Genomic DNA, 16089 nt, shown 5'->3' on the forward strand with positions numbered 1-16089 from the left:
CACCCCGATTTCGCGAGCGTGATGCCTATGCTAGCTGCCCCGATCCCCGAGAACGACGCCGAGCGCCTGGCGGCGCTGCGCGAGCTGCTGATACTGGACACGCCGCCGGAGCAGCGCTTCGACAAGGTGGTGCAGTTCGCCGCCGAGGAATTCGACATGCCGATCGCGCTGCTGTCGCTGATCGACGAAAACCGCCAATGGTTCAAGGCCAACGTGGGCCTGGACGTTTGCGAAACCGCGCGCGATATCTCCTTCTGCGGCCACGCGATCCTGCAATCCGATATCTTCGTCATCCCCGACGCCCGCGCCGACGCGCGCTTTGCCGACAACCCCATCGTCACCGGCGAGCCTTACGTGATTTTCTACGCCGGCGCGCCGCTGCGCATGCCGTCCGGTTTCACCATCGGCACGCTGTGCATCATCGACCACAAACCGCGCACGCTGGACGCCACCGAACTGGCGATCCTGACCACGCTGCGCGACCTGCTGCTGGAAGAACTCAACGGATCTGCGGAGGCCACGCATGCCTGACAAAGCGATCAAAAGCCTGAACATGCTGCTGGTGGAAGAGCAGACGCTGTTGCGCCGTACGGTCTCGCTGACCGCGCGTTCGCTGGGCATGGGCACCATCCATGAAGCGGCAAGCCAGGACGCGGCCGAACGGCTGCTGCGCGAGCGCAGTTTCCAGGGCGCGGTGATCTCCATCGACTGCGGCACCCTGCCCGGCTGCGAATACAACCTGACGCTGCTCGACCGCGTCCGCCACGGCATGTACGCCAGCGATAGCACCATCCCGATCGCGGTGATGGCGGAACACGCCACCGCGGAACTGCTGAAGGATCTGCGCGACCGCAACGTCAACCGCGTGATCCTCAAACCCTTCCGCGCCAAGGTGCTGCTGGACGCCTTCGCCAGCTTCGAGCAGGTGCATGCGCCCAAGCCCTAGTCACTCTGCATTTCGTGCACCAGCGCCGCCTTGCCTTTGATCGCCTCGCTCCCCATCAGTGAAAACCCTGTCGTGCGGCCGCTATCGCGGTCGCGGCAGATTGCGCGCACGGCCAGAGGCTGCGCGGCCTCCAGCGTCCACTGCCCCTGACGGCTGTCCTGCGGCACCGCCACCACGGTGGGGATGGCCGGCGTCTTGACGCTGATCGGCATGACGGGAAACTCCACCGGTGTCGGCGTGCCACTGAGCGTGCGCGCCAACGCCCGCGCCGCGTGCATGATCGGCAGCACATAGGGCTGCACACGGCCCTCGATCGACGCGCAGTCGCCCAGCGCATACACGTTTGCAGCGCTGGTGCGGCACAGCGCATCGGTGCGGATGCCGAGGTCAGTCGCGATATCCGCCGCCACCGCCAACTCCGTGCGGGGCATCAGGCCGATGGCCGACAACACCAGGTCCGCTTCGATCAAGCCGCCGTCCTCCAGCATCACCTGATATCCTTCGGTCCGCAGTTCCACCGACACCGCCGTGCGTCCCAGATGGAAGCGCACGCCGTGCCTGCGCAAGCCGTCGGCAAAGACAGCGCCGACTTCCGCCGGCACCAGCCTTGACAACGGCGTGCCGGCCGGATCGATGACCGACACCTCGTACCCCGCCAGCGCCAGGTCGTTGGCGAATTCGCAGCCGATCAGGCCCGCGCCGAGTATCACCACCTTGCGGCTGCCTTCCAGCGCATCGCGAAACCGCGCATAGTCGCGCAGGTCGTTGACCGACATGATGCCGGCCGCGCCGGTGCCGGCCAATGCCGTCCGGCGCGGCTCAGCGCCCAGCGCCAGCACCAGCTGGCTGTAACGCCGCCGTTCGCCGCACACCGAAATCGCGACTTCGTTCTGCAAGGGATGAATCGACGCGATCGCGCGATTGGTCAAGATCGTGGCGTCGAGCTGCTTTTCCATCGACAGGGCGTCGAAATTGGCCAATACGCCGGCGGATTTTTTCATCGCCAGCGCGTTCGACAGCATGGGCTTCGAATAGGCGCTGCCGTCGTCCTGCGTGATGAACAGTAGCGGCGTGGTGCTGTCATATTTTCTGAATTCCCGCGCCACGGTGTAGCCGGCCAGTCCTGTGCCGAGAATGATAATTGGATCCATGGTGTTCTTTCGTAGGCTTAGGTGGTGACGAGCTGCATCTCAAAATCGTGCTTGCCGGTGCCGCAGTCGGGGCAGATCCAGTCGTCGGGCACGTCGTCCCAACGGGTGGCCGGCGCGATGCCCGCCTCCGGCAAACCGGCTGCCTCGTCGTAGCGAAAACCGCAGATGATGCATTCAAAAACGCGCATATCGGTCTCCCCTCAATTCTGGCGCAGGCCGATTTCGGCCATGGCCACGCGGTAGGCGCCCGATGAGCGGTCGGCCAGGATGGGCGCTTCGGCTGCGCGGTCGATCGGCAGGTCTTCGGGCCGCTGCCGTTCGACGATGGCGCGGTCTTCCTCGAACACCTGCAGATTGAAATCGTAGACATCCTGCAGCGGCATATGCTGGTCGAAGTTGCGCACGATGGGCACGAACAGGCGCGTCTTGCGCGCGGAAACGGGACTGGCCGCGTTCAGTATGTGCAGCTGCCCGCCCTCCGGAAACTGCACGCGCAAACGGGCGAAGAATGGCGCATCGACCTCGAACCGCCGGCGCCAGATAAAGCCCTCCGGCGCGCGGTGCTGCAGCGCCTTGGGGAAGTTGCTGACGGTGCTGGAGTATTCGGCGATGAAGCCGCGCTGCTTGCGCGTCACCGTATATTGCGGCACCACCGGATTGGCGCGGTCGGCGAAGCTGCCGTGGTGTATCCACGCGAAATGGGCGACGTCGATAAAGCCTTCGGTCTGGCGGCCGGCCGACGCGTTGATGTCGATCGACGGCGGCAGGATCTGCTGGTAGCCCGCCTCGTTCCAGGCCGGGAAATCGGGCAGCGCCTCATGTCCGCCGCCCAGCGACACCCAGATCAGGCCATACGCCTCCCGGGTCGGATAGGTGAGCAGGCGCAGGCGGTCCGGAATATGGCCGTCTCCCTGCGAGGGGATGTGCTTGCAACGGCCGTCGGCGCCGTACTGCAGGCCATGGTAGGGGCAGACCAGATTGCCGTTCTCGACCCAGCCCAGGCTCAGTGGCGCGCCGCGATGGGGACAGACGTCGCGCGCCGCCACCACGCCGTCAGCGGATCGGAACAGCACCAGCTCTTCATCGAGCAGCACGGCGGCGAAAGGCCGGTCGATGGCGACGTCGCCGCCGAAGGCGACCGGGTGCCAATATTGGCTCAGCACCTGCCAATCATGCGCATCGAAAGTGCAGTGGCGCGGCAGGCATGGCGACGCCTGGAATGTGAGCGGACTGGTTGTGGCGGTACTCAAGATGATCTCCTCATTGTTGTTGGCATGCGGCCTTCGGGAGCCGCGTACAAAAAACAATATAGAAAATCGCCACAGACGCCCATGGCGCCGCGCGCATCTAGTCTATGCGGCATCCGGCATAGACTGCCTCGCCGCGCCGGTCAGCTCCCCCACCGCCTGCGTCACCAATGCGCGCAGCCATTTCGACTCCAGCGCGCGGTGGGTCCGCTCGTGCCAGAGCTGGTAGTAGCGCAGCGGCGGTGCGGCGATCGGCAGGGACTCCACGCGCAGCGGCAGCAGCTCCGCATAGTGGCGGGCGAAGGACATCGTGGTGGTGAAAATCAGGTCGGATTTGACCAGCACATAGGGCGCGATACCGAAATACGGCAAGGTGATGACGATGTTGCGTCGCGGGCCAGCCTTCTGCAGCGCGATATCGATGGTGCCCGGCCCGCTGCCGCTGTGGGTGGTGACGGCCAGATGTCCGGCGTGCGCATAGGCCTCCTGATCGAGCCTGCCCGGCCGCACGGGATGACCTTCCCGCATCAGGCACACCAGCCTGTCGTCGCACAAGGGCTGCAGATGCAAATGATCGGGAGGCGTTTGCCAATTGCCGATCGCCAGATCCACAAAGCCGCTTTCCAGTCCGCGTTCGTAGCCGCCGTCAGCCAGCAAATGGGTGAACTCCAGCTTCGCATTCGGCGCGGCGGCCTGGAAGCGCTCGACGATGGCCGGTACGAAGAACACGTCCAGATAGTCGGGCGATGCAATGCGAAAGGTCTGGATGGCCACGCCGGGGTCGAAGCTTTGCGCAGGATGCAGGATTTCGTCGATGCCGCTCAAGACCCGCGCCACCGGCGCCATCAGCGCCAGGCCGCGAGCGGTCGGCACCATGTGGCTGCCGCTGCGCACCATCAGCGGATCGCCGGTGAGTTCACGCAAACGCCGCAGCGCCACGCTGATGGCGGGCTGCGTCTGCCCCAGCACATTGGCCGCGCGCGACACGCTGCCCTGTTCCAGCAAGGTATGAAGAACCCGAATCAGATGGGAATCGATGATTTCTTTGGACATGGTGATGCGAGGCTAGCAGAGTCCCGCATGCCATCGCTATCCGATTTTTTGGATACTATCTATTGCACCCGTACTAGTACATCTCCTTCGCCACTTCGCGCACGATCTTCAGCAGCAGGCTGGCGCCGGGCGACATGATGTGGCCATCCACCGTGATGATGCCGTAGCCGTCCATGCGGCACGGCAGTTCTATCGGCAGGATGTTGAGCACATTCTGCGACTCGTAATACTTGGCGACGGCGACCGGCATCACGTTGAGCGCGTCCGTCTGCTGCAGCAGCGGTTTAATCAGCAGCATGGCGGTGGTGTCCACCACGTTGGACGGCACTTCGAGGCCGGCGCGGCGGAACATCAACTCGCAGCGGGCGCGCAGGATGCTGCCTTGCGGCGGCAGTATCCACGCCTGGCTGGCGATATCGCGCAGCGACAGGTTGCGCGCCTTTAGCAGCGGATGGCCGGGTCGCACCACCGCGCACGCCGGCTCGTCGCCCAGCTCCTCGTAGCTCAAGCCCTCCGCGCTCTGTCGCTCGGGGATGCGGCCGATCATGAAGTCCAGACGGCCGCGCTGCAACTGCTCCAGCAGGATGTTGGACTGCTCCATCTCCACGCCGATGCGCAGCTTTGGCGCCTGCACCTTGGTGCGCGTGATCGCCTGCGGCAGCAGCGCGATCCCCGGCGTCATGATGGTGCCGATGTCCACCTGCCCGGACAGGCCGGCCTTGATGGCGACGATGTCCTCGTGCGCCAGCGAGAGGCTGGTCAGCGCCATGCGGGCGTGGCGTATCATGGTCTCGCCGTAGATGGTCGGCTCCATGCCGCGCGGCAGACGGTCGAACAGCTGCACGCCCAGCATCTCCTCCAGGTCTTTCAGCTGCTTGGAGGCGGCCGGCTGCGTCATGTGCAGCTCTTCCGAGGCACGGTGGATATTGCGTTGTTCGTCGAGCGCGATCAGCAGCAGCAGCTGGCGCGTCTTCAGACGCGCGCGCAAGAACCAGTTCGGGTTAGTTTCCATGGAAAAATGATATCACAATCGGTATTGATATTGATGGCATACCGACTGTTGCGATATCACTTGCATGCAGCGGAAGGATTGGCGGCGGGGCCTTCCCTGGTTTGTTTGATGAACGGGATGGTGCCGTCGGCGTTGTACTGGAACTCCTCCACCGCGACCGAACGGCGGTACTCGCTGCCGCCCGGCAGTTTGGCATTGTGGTAGAAGATGTAGGACTTGCCGTTGAAATCGATGATGGCCTGGTGGATGGTCTTGACCTTGGCGTTCTTCGACATGATCACGCCGCGATAGTGCCATGGGCCGGTCGCGCTTGGGCCGGTCATGTACGCCGTCTCTTCCGGGAAGTTGCGGGAATAGGATAAATAGTATGTACCGTTATGCTTGTGCAGGTAGGAGGCCTCGGTGAACATGTCCATGCCGACGGTCTGGATCGGGCCATCGAATTCGATCATGTTCGGTTTCAGCTTGGCGTACTTCAGCACCGTGTTGCCCCAGTAGAGATAGGCCTGGCCGTCATCATCCTGGAACACGGCGGGGTCGATGTCGTCCCAGGCGATCGGCGATTGCAGTGTCATGTCGTTCGTCACCAGCGCCGAGCCGCGCGCATCGACGAAGGGGCCGGTCGGGCTGTCGGAGACGGCGACGCCGATGGCGTGACCGGGAATCGTCGCGTGATCGACGGTCGAATAGAAGTAGTACTTGCCATCGCGCTTGGTGATGTCGGCGGCCCAGGCGTGGCCGCGCGCCCACTTGAAGGTGGAGGCCTGCACTGGCGAACCGCGGTCGGTCCAGTTCTTCATATCGCAGCTGGTGTAGACGCGCCATTCGTTGAGCACATAGTCCGGGCTTTTCGGCGTAGCTTCGTCGTGGCCGACGTAAAGATAGACGGTGCCGTTTTCCACATAGGCCGACGGATCGGCGGTGAACAGCTTGGTGAACAGCGGGTTGGCCGCCTGCGCGGCGCCCATCGCCAGGCCTGCCAGCGCGACGGCGGCGAATGTAGTCAGTTTGTTTTTCAAAGGTCTCTCCAGTTATTTTTTATGTTTTGCGCCCAGCGCCCAACGCCATGAGCCGCTGCACCACGCAGAAGACGAACAACAGGCCGCCGATCACGATCCTGGTCCACCATGAACTGAGGGTGCCGTCGAAGGCGATCAATGTCTGTATGGTGCCCAGCACCAGCACGCCGGACAGCGAACCTGCCACGTAACCGTAGCCGCCGCTGAGCAGCGTACCGCCTATGACCACCGCAGCTATCGCGTCCAGCTCCGTCCCTTGCGCATGCAGGCCGTAGCCGGACAACATGTAGAACGAGAACAGCACACCGGCCAGCGCCGCGCAGAAGCCGCTGAAGGCATAGATCAGCACTTTGGTGCGCCCTACCCTCAGCCCCATCATCAACGCCGACTGTTCGCTGCCGCCGACCGCGTAGATGGCGCGGCCGAACGGCGTACAGTGCGCGACGTAGACGGCGGCGGCCAGCGTCAGCAAGGCGATCAGCGCGCCAGGCGAGATAAAGCCGCCCAGCACCGGCAACTGCGTCTGCGACATGGCGACGTACAGCGGATCGTCGATGGTGATCGAGTTAATGCTGATCAGGTAGCACAGGCCGCGCGCCAGGAACATGCCGGCCAGCGTGACGATGAACGGTTGCAGCTTGAAGTAATGGATCATCGCGCCCATGGCCGCGCCGAAGCCCGCGCCCAGCGCCAGCGCGATGGCGATCACCAGCAGCGGCGGCAGGTGCCAGCTTTGCAGCAGCCAGGCGGAGATCATCGTGGTCAGCGCCAGCACCGAGCCCACCGACAGGTCGATGCCGCCGGACAGGATGACGAAGCTCATGCCGACTGCGATCACCAGCAGGAAGGCGTTGTCGATCAGGAGATTGAACAGCACCTGCAATGACAGGAAGCCGGGATAGGCAACGCCGCCAGCCGCCAGCAGCACGGCCAGCAGCACCACCGTCACCAGCGACGTGAAATACGGCGACGCCATCCAGGCCCGCCCGCGAAGTATCATGCTGCTCATGCCGCGCCACCTTGTGTTTTGGCGCGCAGGGCACGCCACATGTTCTTGAATTCCGCCGACTGCGACAGGCAGACCAGGAAGACCACCACGGACTTGACGACCATGTTGACTTCCGGCGGCAAGCCGAGGGAGTAGATGGTGTAGGTCAGCGTCTGGATAATCAACGCGCCGATAACGCTGCCCGCCAGACTGAATTTTCCGCCGGCCAGCGAGGTGCCGCCGAGCGTGACGGCGAGAATGGCGTCCAGCTCCAGCAGCAGGCCGGCGTTGTTGGCGTCCGCGCTCTTGATGTTCGCGCTGACCATCAGCCCCGCCAGGCCGGCGCAGGCGCTGCAGAATACGTAGACGAAGAAGATCAGCACCGCTGTCTTCAAGCCCGCCAGCCGCGCGGCCACGGGGTTGATGCCTACCGCCTGGATGAACAGGCCCAGCGCCGTCTTGCGCATCAACAGCGCGGTAGCCAGGAACACGGCGCCGACGATGTAGAGCGAGAACGGCAGGCCGAAAAGGTAGCCGCTGCCCAGGAAGAAGAACGGCGTGTAGTAGACGGTGAGGATCTGGCCGTCGGTGAACAGTTGGGCCAGGCCGCGCCCCGCCACCATCAGGATCAGCGTGGCGACGATGGGTTGCAGCCCGAGGCCGGCGGCCAGCAGGCCGTTCCAGGCGCCGCACAGCAGCGCCGCGCCCATCGCTGCGCACAAGGCCAGGGCCATCGGCGTGTTGGCAGCGGAGGCGCCACCGATGAGCATCGCGGCGACGGTGCCGCTGATGGCCACCACCGCACCAACCGAGATGTCGATGCCGCGCGTGGCGATCACCAGCGTCATGCCGAGGGCGGCCAGCACCAGCGGCGCGGCGCGATTGGCGATGTCGATCAGACTGCCGTACAGGTGGCCGTCCTTGATCTCAAGGTGGAAGAAGCCGGGGACCAGCAGCAGGTCAACCAGCAATAGCAGGACCAGCGCCGCCAGCGGGCGGAATAAGGGATGGCGCACAAACATGGATGCAGTCGATGGTGAGGTGGGGCCGGCGCCACGCGTGGCAGCAGCGGTGCGCGGCATGGCGTTTTCCTTGAGTGGGCTATTCATGAACGTCTCCGGAGGCGATCACTTGCAGCACCGAGTTTTCGTCCAGCGCGCCACGGGGATACTGCCCCCCGGCTTTGCGGTCGCGCATGACGACGATGCGATCGCTGACCCGCAGCACTTCCGGCAGCTCGGACGAGATGAACAGGATCGCCATGCCCTTGCGGCACAGGGCCGTCACATAATCCATGATCTCCTGCTTGGCGCGCACGTCGATGCCGCGTGTCGGTTCGTCCAGGATCAGCATTTTCGGCTCGGTGGCCATCCAGCGCGCCAGCAGCACCTTCTGCTGATTGCCGCCGGAGAGAGTACCGATAGGCGTCTCGATGCTGGCCGTCTTGATGCCCAGCGCCTTGACGTATTCCTCAGCAAGCTGCTGCTGGCGTCTAAGCGGAATCGCGCGCAGGATGCCGGTGCGGGCTTGCAGCGCAAGGATCAGGTTCTCGCGCACCGACAGCTCCAGCACCGCGCCCTCATGCTTGCGGTCTTCGGAGCAGAAGCCGATGCCGGCAGCGATGGCGTCGCGAGGCGAAGCGAAATTGCACTCCTTGCCGTCGATGGCGATGCTGCCGCTGTCCGCCTTGTCCGCGCCGAACAGCAGGCGTGCGGCCTCGGTGCGGCCGGAGCCCAGCAAGCCGGCCAGGCCTAGCAGCTCGCCCTGCCGCAATTCGATATCCATCGGCGACAGCGCCCCCTTGCGGCCCAGGCCCACCGCGCGCAGGAAGGTCGTGAGTTTCGACGACGCGGATGGCGCCGGGGCTTGGGCCGGAGCCGCCGCCAGCGCCGGGGCGACAGCAGCCTGCGCCCCCACCATCTTGTTGACCAATTCAAGCCGCGACAGCTCGCTGCACGCGTACTCGCCCTCCCGCTCACCGTTGCGCATGACCGTGATGCGATCTGAAATTGCGTAAGTCTGGTCCAGGAAGTGCGTCACAAACAGTATCGCCATGCCCTGCTCGCGCAGCCCGCGCAGGACATTGAAGAGCAGTTCTACCTCCTTCTCATCGAGGCTGGAAGTCGGCTCATCGAGTATCAGCACCTTGGCCGACACCAGCAACGCCCGCGAGATGGCCACCATCTGCTGGATCGCCAACGGATAGCGCGCCAGAGGCAGCGATACATCGATCCGTATCTGCATCCGCTCCAGCAGTTCCGTCGCCTGCCGCTGCATGCCGGCCCAGTCGATGCCGCCGCGCTTGCGCGGATAACGGCCGATGAAGATATTCTCCGCCACCGACAGGTTCGGACAAAGATTCACTTCCTGATAAACGGTGCTGATGCCCAGGTTCTGTGCATCCAGCGTGGACGAAGGCTGTATCGCCCGTCCTTCCAGCAGAATCTGGCCCTGGTCCGGCGTGTACACACCGGTCAGCACCTTGATCAGCGTCGACTTGCCGGCGCCGTTCTGCCCCATCAGCGTATGCACCTCGCCCGGATATAGATTCAGCGCCACACCGCTCAAAGCCTGCACGCCGGGGAAAGCCTTGCTGATGCCGCGCAGCTCCAGTACCGGCACAGGCGCCGGCGCGGAAGATAAGATAGCCATCGGATCAGTATTTACGGTTCGGGAATTCCTTGGCCGCGACTTCGGCCGGGAACACGCCCTCTTGGGTCACAACGCGCTTGGGCACAGGCTTGTTCGCCACCACATCACGCGCCAGCTGCATCAGCTGAGGGCCCAGCAGCGGGCTGCACTCCACCGTCACATTCAGCTTCCCTGCGATCATCGCCTCGAAAGCGCCCTTCACGCCATCGATGGAAATCACAACGATGTCCTTGCCCGGCTTCATACCGGCTTCCTCGATCGCCTGGATCGCGCCAATCGCCATGTCATCATTATGCGCGTACAGCACGTTGATCTTCTTGCCCTCGGCCTTGAGGAAGGCTTCCATCACCTCCTTGCCCTTGGCGCGGGTGAAGTCGCCGGTCTGCGAGCGGATCACCTTCAGCTTAGGATTGCCGGCGATGACTTCCTCGAAGCCCTTCTTCCGATCCAGCGCAGGCGCCGAACCGACCGTGCCTTGCAGCTCAACGATATTTATAACTGTATCGGGCGTCTTCTTTGCGCGCTCCAGCAGCCAGCGGCCGGCGCGACGGCCTTCTTCCACGAAGTCCGAGCCGATGAAGGTCGCGAACAGCGAAGGATCGCTGACGTTGACGGCGCGGTCGGTCAGGATGACGGGGATCTTCGCGGCCTTGGCTTCGCGCAGCACAGTGTCCCAGCCCGATTCCACCACCGGCGAAAACGCGATCACGTCCACGCGCTGGGCGATGAAGGAGCGGATCGCCTTGACCTGGTTCTCCTGCTTTTGCTGGGCGTCCGCGAACTTGAGGGTGATGCCGTCCTTCTTGGCGGCGTCCTTGATCGAGACGGTGTTCGCGGTGCGCCACTCGCTTTCGGCGCCGACCTGCGAGAACCCGATCACCAGCGGCTTGGCCGCGAAGACCGGAGTGTTGAAGACGAAGGCGCCCAGGAATGCGGCGGCCAGTACGGTTCTGCGATTGCATGTCATAGCACAGTCTCCAGATGGATTTTTATGTATTTTCTGGATCACATACTATGAGAAACACGAATATCTATCCAATGACATTTTCTGGAAGTTTGATACTCGTTTTGACATCAGCGCAGTAAGCGCAAACCGTACAGGCGCCCGACCATGGAGCCCTCGCGCGCGACAAACTTGACCACCAGCTTGCCGCCGCTCGCCATGGACGATGGAATCGCGTAATCCTTGACGTCGATCTCCTTCAGTATCCCTGATCCCAGGGTCACTTCGGCCAACAGCCGATCATTGACGAATATATCGAAGCGCCGTCCGACACCCAGCGTCGAATAGGTCAATTGCAGCGTGCGTGCTTCGCTCTTCAGATCCTTAAACTCGTAGCTGAACCAGCCGCTCGCCTGCCGCCAATGCAAAGGCCCGTCGACGCCGGCCTCTGTGCCCTCGCCTTTGAAGAAGTGGTCGGACTCCGGCTGCTGCTCGCCCGGCGCCACCTGGTCGATGGTCTGCGCATTCAATGCCAGCCGCGCCGCCTCGTCCTTCGCGGCCTTGGTCTGCATGAAGGCCAGGTTGGCAGGCGTCGAATACGGCCAATACACCACATAGCGCGAATCGTGCAGCCGGAAGAACGGAATGAACGTGACGCTGCCGACGCTCTTGCCCTGCACCAGACCGGGCGCCGTGAACGTCAGCGGCCTGCCCGGCACCGGCTTGAAGCGGTCCATGAAGGCCTTGGTGTCGCTGACCAGCACCGGCGCGGACTCCAGCGGGCAGACCTGCCCTTGCGCCACGTGGCCCATGCGCGAATCGTCGGCGAAGAAGTTCAGCTTTTCACCGGCGAAGGGATTGGTCTTTGCCGCCAGCACGATGGGGCCGTGCAGCACCGCGTAGTAGTTGGACTTGTCCGGCATCTGCTCCAGATGGGTCTTCATCGGCAGGAGGATATCGACCTTGTCGCCGTCGCGCCATAGCCGGCGCAGGCTGACGTAGCGGTCCGCGCCCGCGTCGGCTGACACAGGCTTGCCGTTGACGGTGATACGCAAGGCGCCCCGCGCCACCCACTCCGGATAGCGGATCTTCATCGTAAAGGCTTTGCTGCCCTGGACCGTGATGGTGCTGCGGTCCTCGTCCGGGAAGCGGTTGGCCTGCGTGATCGTCACGCCTTGTGTGCGCCAGTTCAGCGTCGACGGGATGAACAGGTTCACATACAACTGGTCGCCGCGATGCACGTAAATGAATTCGCCGTACTTGGCATGGCTTTCGATCCCCGATCCCACACAGCACCACATGGCCTTGTCCACCTGCGAGTAGACGCGGTAGTGATTGGGCCGCATCGGCGTGAAGTAGACAAAGCCGCCGCTGTCCGGACGCTGCGAGGACAGGATGTGGTTGTACAGCGCGCGCTCGTAGTAATCGCTGTAGCTGCCCTTTGCGTCGCCGAGGAACAGCAGCTCGGTGAGCTTGAGCATATTGTAGGTGTTGCAGGTCTCCGGGCCTTCCACCTCATCGACCATGGACGAGAAATCCCTGCCGTCGTGGAAGTGCTCCTTGACGCTGTTGCCGCCGATGGCGACGGTGCGGTGATGGCGCACGGTCTGCCAGAAGAACTGCGCGGCCTGCTGCCACTCGCGCCGGCCGGTCATGTCGCCGATGCGTTTGAAGCCGATCACCTTGGGGATCTGGGTATTGGCGTGCAGGCCGGTGAGCTGGTCCTTGCCCTTTTCCAGCGGCTGCAGGATGGCCTGGTGCGAGAAGCGGATCGCCAGGTCCGTGTATTTTTTCTGCCCCGTCATCTGCGCGACATCGGCCAGCACCTCGTTCATGCCGCCATGTTCGCTGCGCAGCATGGTCTGCATCTGCTCTTCGCTCAGGTGCGACGTAAGCTCCAGCGCCCAGTCGGACATCGCTATCAGCATGGCGCGTGCATCCGCGTTGCCCGCATAGGTGTAGGCGTCGCGCAGGCCGGCGTACACCTTGTGCAGGTTGTACCACGGGACCCATTTGCCGTTGACGGAGAAGTTATCGGCATGGAGCTCGCCCCTGGCGATGGCCTGCCACGCGGCGCTGCCGTCCGGGATGCCGCCGATGTAGCCGTTGCCGTTGCGCTCCTGGCAGCGTTTGAGTTCCGCGACGAAGTAGTTCAACCGCCGCAGCACTTCCTCGTCGCCGGTGGACGCGTACATCAGCGCCAACGCGGACAGGTAGTGGCCGCCGAGGTGGCCGTCCAGGCCCGTGGACTCCCAGTTGCCGTAGCTGGGCTGCTTTGGTGGCAGACCAGCTTCGCGCAGGAATGGGGCCAGCAGGCGGTCGGGCTCCATCTCCAGCAGATAGTGGAGGTCCGTCCGCTGAGCTTCCAGAAACGGGCTGTCGCCAAGACGAACGTCGGCCAGGGGGAACAGCTGTAGCGGTGCGGCAGCGGCAGATGCGCCCAGCATCGCCGCGAGGATGAACGCAGCGCCCCTGCGCAACGCGACCGCCAACATCATGGCGTCGGCAGCTGCGTGCTGCGGTACCGGTTCAGGTCAGCCTGGTCCACCAACGGCCAGCCGCTGGCATCCCACTTCATTTCCATGATCTTCAGCTTTTGCAGGTAGTTGTCCGCCGTCTCGTAGGCGTGCAGCACCATGTAGTCCTTGCCATCGATGGTGTAGGCGCTGTTGTGGCCCAGGCCCTTCCAGTCCTTGTCACCGGCGATGACGGTGGAGCCGCCGCCTTTCATCATGTCCACGCCGTTTTTGTCGACATAAGGCCCGGTGACATCCTTCGACCGTCCGACCACGACATGGTAAGTGCTGTCGCCCTTGCGGCAGCACAGCCCGAACGATGCGAACAAGTAGTAGTACTCGCCCTTCCTGAAGATGAACGGCGCTTCGATTTCATCCGGCCCGGCCGACTTGTCCGCCACCGACGGCCCACGTGAACGGCTGGCGATAGCGTGCCATTCCTGCGGCTCCGCCAGGCCGGTCCAATCCGCGTTCAGTCTGACCAGTTTCAGCCCGCTCCAGAAAGAGCCGAACGCCATCCATGCACCGCCCTTGCCGTCTTCGACGATGTTCGGGTCGATGGCGTTCCAGTCGTCGCGCAGCGGCACCGATTGCAGCACCATGCCCTTGTCTTCCCAGCGGTAGTCCGGCGAGCGTGGGTTGAGCGTCTTGTTGATGGTGACGCCTATGCCCGACGTGTTCTTGCCGAAACCGGACACGGAATAGTACAAATAGTATTTACCGTTATGGAAGTGCACATCAGGCGCCCAGATATGGCCGTCGAAAGTCGGCGCGGCGCGCTTGGCCCACACCGGCTGCTCCTTGAAGACTGGGCCTTCCGGCATCCAGTCCTTCATATTCTTCGAGCTGTAGAAAGTGATGCCCGGCCCCGTGCTGAACACGTACCAGGTATCGCCCTCCTTCGCCATCACCGGATCATGGACGCTCACCTCCTTGGCGGAGCAAGCCGACAGCACCAGCAGGCCCAATGCAAATATCGCAAACTTCATTTCAACTCCCTGTACGCGCGCCCCAGATCGACACGCCGTCCACCGACTGTGCCGTCCACGTCACCACGAAAGCGCTGGCGTTGGTATTCCATTGGCGCGACAGCACGCCGTTGAAGGTTCCTGCTGCGCCCAGCGATATCGTGATCTTGTTGGCTCCATTATGCGTCCAAGTGCCGGCGGCAGCACCGGAAACCGTACCATCGGCGGCCAGCCTGATATTCTGCGACGCCTTGATCGCGGCCGTGATGTCCTTGCCGTGGTTGATCGTCTTGTAGGCGCCGGCGGCATCGGCCGCTGTCACGTCGGCCGACAGCACCGTCGCGCTCTTGCTGAGCGGCGCGTAACGGAACGGCGACACCACGATCCAGCCATCCTCGTTGATGAACATCTCGTGCACGCGGATCTGGTGCAGCTCGCCGGTGCCTGGGAAGCGCGTATGGAACACCAGGAAGTACTGGCCGGTCGCGGCCTCGTAGTAGGCCGAGTTGTGGCCGGGCGACACATAGCCCAGCGGCGTGCCGCTTTCGCCGTCGGCCAGCGCGAACTGGTGGTTCCCCATGATCTTCTGTCCAAATGGCGCGATGCTGGCGTCGTCGAACAGCGGCAGCGCAGGATTGGCCTTGACGTTCGCCATGTCGTTGCCCTTGGCGTCCACGTAGGGGCCGTCCGGGTTCAGCGAGCGCGCCACGCGCATATTGTAGGCGCCGTTGGCATCCAGTCCGCCAAAGGAGGTGAACAGGTAGTAGTACTTCGACTGAGGGCTGTACATCACGTACGCACCTTCGATGCGGCTGTGGTTCCCGCCCATCAGGTGCTTGCCGTAGCCTTGGCCCGGCTTCTGCAAGCCGGTGGCCGGGTCCATCGCCAGGATGAAGATGCCGCCCGAGTAGGAGCCGTAGACCATCCACAGCTTGCCGTCCTTGTCGAAGAAGGTGGTCGGGTCCACCACGTTCGGCATTGTCAGTGCATCGTAGACGTTGACGCCGTCCTCGCCCACCTGGCCCCACATGCCGGATTTGAGCAGGATCTGCTTGTTGACGTACGGGCCTTCGATCTTGTCCGCCACCGCCACGCCAAGTGCCGAGCGTGGGGAGTCACCCTTGCAGGCGTTGTAGTAGAAGTAGAACTTGCCGTCGCCGAGTTTGACCACGTCCGGCGCCCACAGGTCCGTCACCTGCGCCCAGGTGAATGTGTCCGCCAGCGCGGTGACGACGTTGTTGAACAGTGGGTTGGCGGCGTTGACGCCGTCGGCGATCTTCGTCCAGTTCATCAGGTCAGTCGATTTGGCGGCGGCCAGGTGCGAGCCGAAGACGTAGTACGTGCCATCCACCTTGATGATGGCGGGATCGTGCACGGAGGCCTCGCCGAACGTGATGCTGGTTGGCGTTGGCGTTGGCGTTGGCGTTGGCGTTGGCGTTGGCGTTGGAGTTGGAGTTGGCGTAGGAGCCGGCGCCGGTGTTGGCGTCGGCGCCGGAGCGGCCGTGCTACCGCCGCCACCACAACCCGCCAGCAGCAGCGCAACGCCGCCGGCGATGGCATTGCGGCGCGAGATCGAGATATCGTGTTCGCTCAT

Annotated in this window: 15 protein-coding genes; 2 read left to right on the forward strand and 13 right to left on the reverse strand. The window is 63.5% G+C overall.

Annotated features, from left to right (window positions below):
• Positions 1 to 27 precede the first annotated feature (27 nt).
• Positions 28 to 531 (forward strand): GAF domain-containing protein, encoded by a 504-nt coding sequence (locus GEV02_RS22300; protein ID WP_152840265.1) that lies wholly within the window; start codon positions 28 to 30, stop codon positions 529 to 531.
• Positions 524 to 946, forward strand: coding sequence for a response regulator (locus tag GEV02_RS22305; RefSeq protein WP_152840157.1), 423 nt, complete (start codon positions 524 to 526; stop codon positions 944 to 946). Before GEV02_RS22300 ends, GEV02_RS22305 begins: the two co-directional genes overlap by 8 nt.
• On the opposite strand, the gene GEV02_RS22310 is transcribed toward GEV02_RS22305, so the two are convergent.
• The 13 genes from GEV02_RS22310 to GEV02_RS22370 all read right to left on the reverse strand — a co-directional run bounded on the left by GEV02_RS22310 (position 943) and on the right by GEV02_RS22370 (position 16089).
• On the reverse strand, positions 943 to 2097 hold the full coding sequence (locus GEV02_RS22310; RefSeq protein WP_152840158.1) for an FAD-dependent oxidoreductase: 1155 nt from the start codon (positions 2095 to 2097) through the stop codon (positions 943 to 945). The two genes, GEV02_RS22305 and GEV02_RS22310, sit on opposite strands and share 4 nt — an antisense overlap.
• A gap of 17 nt (positions 2098 to 2114) precedes the next feature.
• Entirely contained in the window at positions 2115 to 2285 is a 171-nt protein-coding gene (locus tag GEV02_RS22315; RefSeq protein WP_152840159.1) for a rubredoxin, read from the reverse strand.
• Positions 2286 to 2297: 12 nt separating this feature from the next.
• The gene (locus tag GEV02_RS22320) at positions 2298 to 3347 is read right to left on the reverse strand and encodes an aromatic ring-hydroxylating oxygenase subunit alpha (RefSeq protein ID WP_235922883.1); all 1050 of its coding nucleotides are present in this window, start codon (positions 3345 to 3347) and stop codon (positions 2298 to 2300) included.
• Between the two features lie 102 nt (positions 3348 to 3449).
• The gene (locus GEV02_RS22325) at positions 3450 to 4403 is read right to left on the reverse strand and encodes a LysR family transcriptional regulator (RefSeq protein WP_328595895.1); all 954 of its coding nucleotides are present in this window, start codon (positions 4401 to 4403) and stop codon (positions 3450 to 3452) included.
• Positions 4404 to 4470: 67 nt separating this feature from the next.
• Positions 4471 to 5409 (reverse strand): LysR family transcriptional regulator, encoded by a 939-nt coding sequence (locus tag GEV02_RS22330; RefSeq protein ID WP_152840161.1) that lies wholly within the window; start codon positions 5407 to 5409, stop codon positions 4471 to 4473.
• Between the two features lie 56 nt (positions 5410 to 5465).
• Complete coding sequence (locus tag GEV02_RS22335) at positions 5466 to 6428, reverse strand: glycoside hydrolase family 43 protein (RefSeq protein WP_152840162.1); 963 nt, start codon at positions 6426 to 6428, stop codon at positions 5466 to 5468.
• A 19-nt stretch (positions 6429 to 6447) separates the two neighbouring features.
• The gene (gene yjfF, locus GEV02_RS22340; RefSeq protein WP_174999273.1) at positions 6448 to 7437 is read right to left on the reverse strand and encodes a galactofuranose ABC transporter, permease protein YjfF; all 990 of its coding nucleotides are present in this window, start codon (positions 7435 to 7437) and stop codon (positions 6448 to 6450) included.
• A complete protein-coding gene (locus GEV02_RS22345) occupies positions 7434 to 8525 on the reverse strand; it encodes an ABC transporter permease (protein ID WP_152840163.1) in 1092 nt (363 codons plus the stop codon). Before GEV02_RS22345 ends, yjfF begins: the two co-directional genes overlap by 4 nt.
• Positions 8518 to 10068 (reverse strand): sugar ABC transporter ATP-binding protein, encoded by a 1551-nt coding sequence (locus GEV02_RS22350; RefSeq protein ID WP_152840164.1) that lies wholly within the window; start codon positions 10066 to 10068, stop codon positions 8518 to 8520. The genes GEV02_RS22345 and GEV02_RS22350 overlap by 8 nt, the downstream gene beginning before the upstream one ends.
• A 4-nt stretch (positions 10069 to 10072) precedes the next feature.
• Positions 10073 to 11035: an ABC transporter substrate-binding protein gene (locus tag GEV02_RS22355; protein WP_152840165.1), complete on the reverse strand. Its 963-nt coding sequence runs from the start codon at positions 11033 to 11035 to the stop codon at positions 10073 to 10075.
• A 107-nt stretch (positions 11036 to 11142) separates the two neighbouring features.
• Positions 11143 to 13509, reverse strand: coding sequence for a glycoside hydrolase family 127 protein (locus GEV02_RS22360; protein WP_152840166.1), 2367 nt, complete (start codon positions 13507 to 13509; stop codon positions 11143 to 11145).
• Complete coding sequence (locus tag GEV02_RS22365; RefSeq protein WP_152840167.1) at positions 13506 to 14516, reverse strand: arabinan endo-1,5-alpha-L-arabinosidase; 1011 nt, start codon at positions 14514 to 14516, stop codon at positions 13506 to 13508. The genes GEV02_RS22360 and GEV02_RS22365 overlap by 4 nt, the downstream gene beginning before the upstream one ends.
• Position 14517: 1 nt before the next feature.
• Positions 14518 to 16089, reverse strand: coding sequence for a glycoside hydrolase family 43 protein (locus GEV02_RS22370; RefSeq protein ID WP_152840168.1), 1572 nt, complete (start codon positions 16087 to 16089; stop codon positions 14518 to 14520).

Origin of the sequence: Rugamonas aquatica (assembly GCF_009380215.1) — a bacterium.
GTDB classification, from domain to species: Bacteria; Pseudomonadota; Gammaproteobacteria; order Burkholderiales; family Burkholderiaceae_D; genus Rugamonas; species Rugamonas aquatica_B.

Coding starts and splice junctions, on each gene's coding strand:
- GEV02_RS22300 (WP_152840265.1), top strand. CDS start 28: ATGCTAGCTGCCCCGATCCCCGAGAACGACGCCGAGCGCCTGGCGGCG.
- GEV02_RS22305 (WP_152840157.1), top strand. CDS start 524: ATGCCTGACAAAGCGATCAAAAGCCTGAACATGCTGCTGGTGGAAGAG.
- GEV02_RS22310 (WP_152840158.1), bottom strand. CDS start 2,097: ATGGATCCAATTATCATTCTCGGCACAGGACTGGCCGGCTACACCGTG.
- GEV02_RS22315 (WP_152840159.1), bottom strand. CDS start 2,285: ATGCGCGTTTTTGAATGCATCATCTGCGGTTTTCGCTACGACGAGGCA.
- GEV02_RS22330 (WP_152840161.1), bottom strand. CDS start 5,409: ATGGAAACTAACCCGAACTGGTTCTTGCGCGCGCGTCTGAAGACGCGC.
- yjfF (WP_174999273.1), bottom strand. CDS start 7,437: ATGAGCAGCATGATACTTCGCGGGCGGGCCTGGATGGCGTCGCCGTAT.
- GEV02_RS22345 (WP_152840163.1), bottom strand. CDS start 8,525: ATGAATAGCCCACTCAAGGAAAACGCCATGCCGCGCACCGCTGCTGCC.
- GEV02_RS22350 (WP_152840164.1), bottom strand. CDS start 10,068: ATGGCTATCTTATCTTCCGCGCCGGCGCCTGTGCCGGTACTGGAGCTG.
- GEV02_RS22355 (WP_152840165.1), bottom strand. CDS start 11,035: ATGACATGCAATCGCAGAACCGTACTGGCCGCCGCATTCCTGGGCGCC.
- GEV02_RS22360 (WP_152840166.1), bottom strand. CDS start 13,509: ATGATGTTGGCGGTCGCGTTGCGCAGGGGCGCTGCGTTCATCCTCGCG.
- GEV02_RS22365 (WP_152840167.1), bottom strand. CDS start 14,516: ATGAAGTTTGCGATATTTGCATTGGGCCTGCTGGTGCTGTCGGCTTGC.
- GEV02_RS22370 (WP_152840168.1), bottom strand. CDS start 16,089: ATGAGCGAACACGATATCTCGATCTCGCGCCGCAATGCCATCGCCGGC.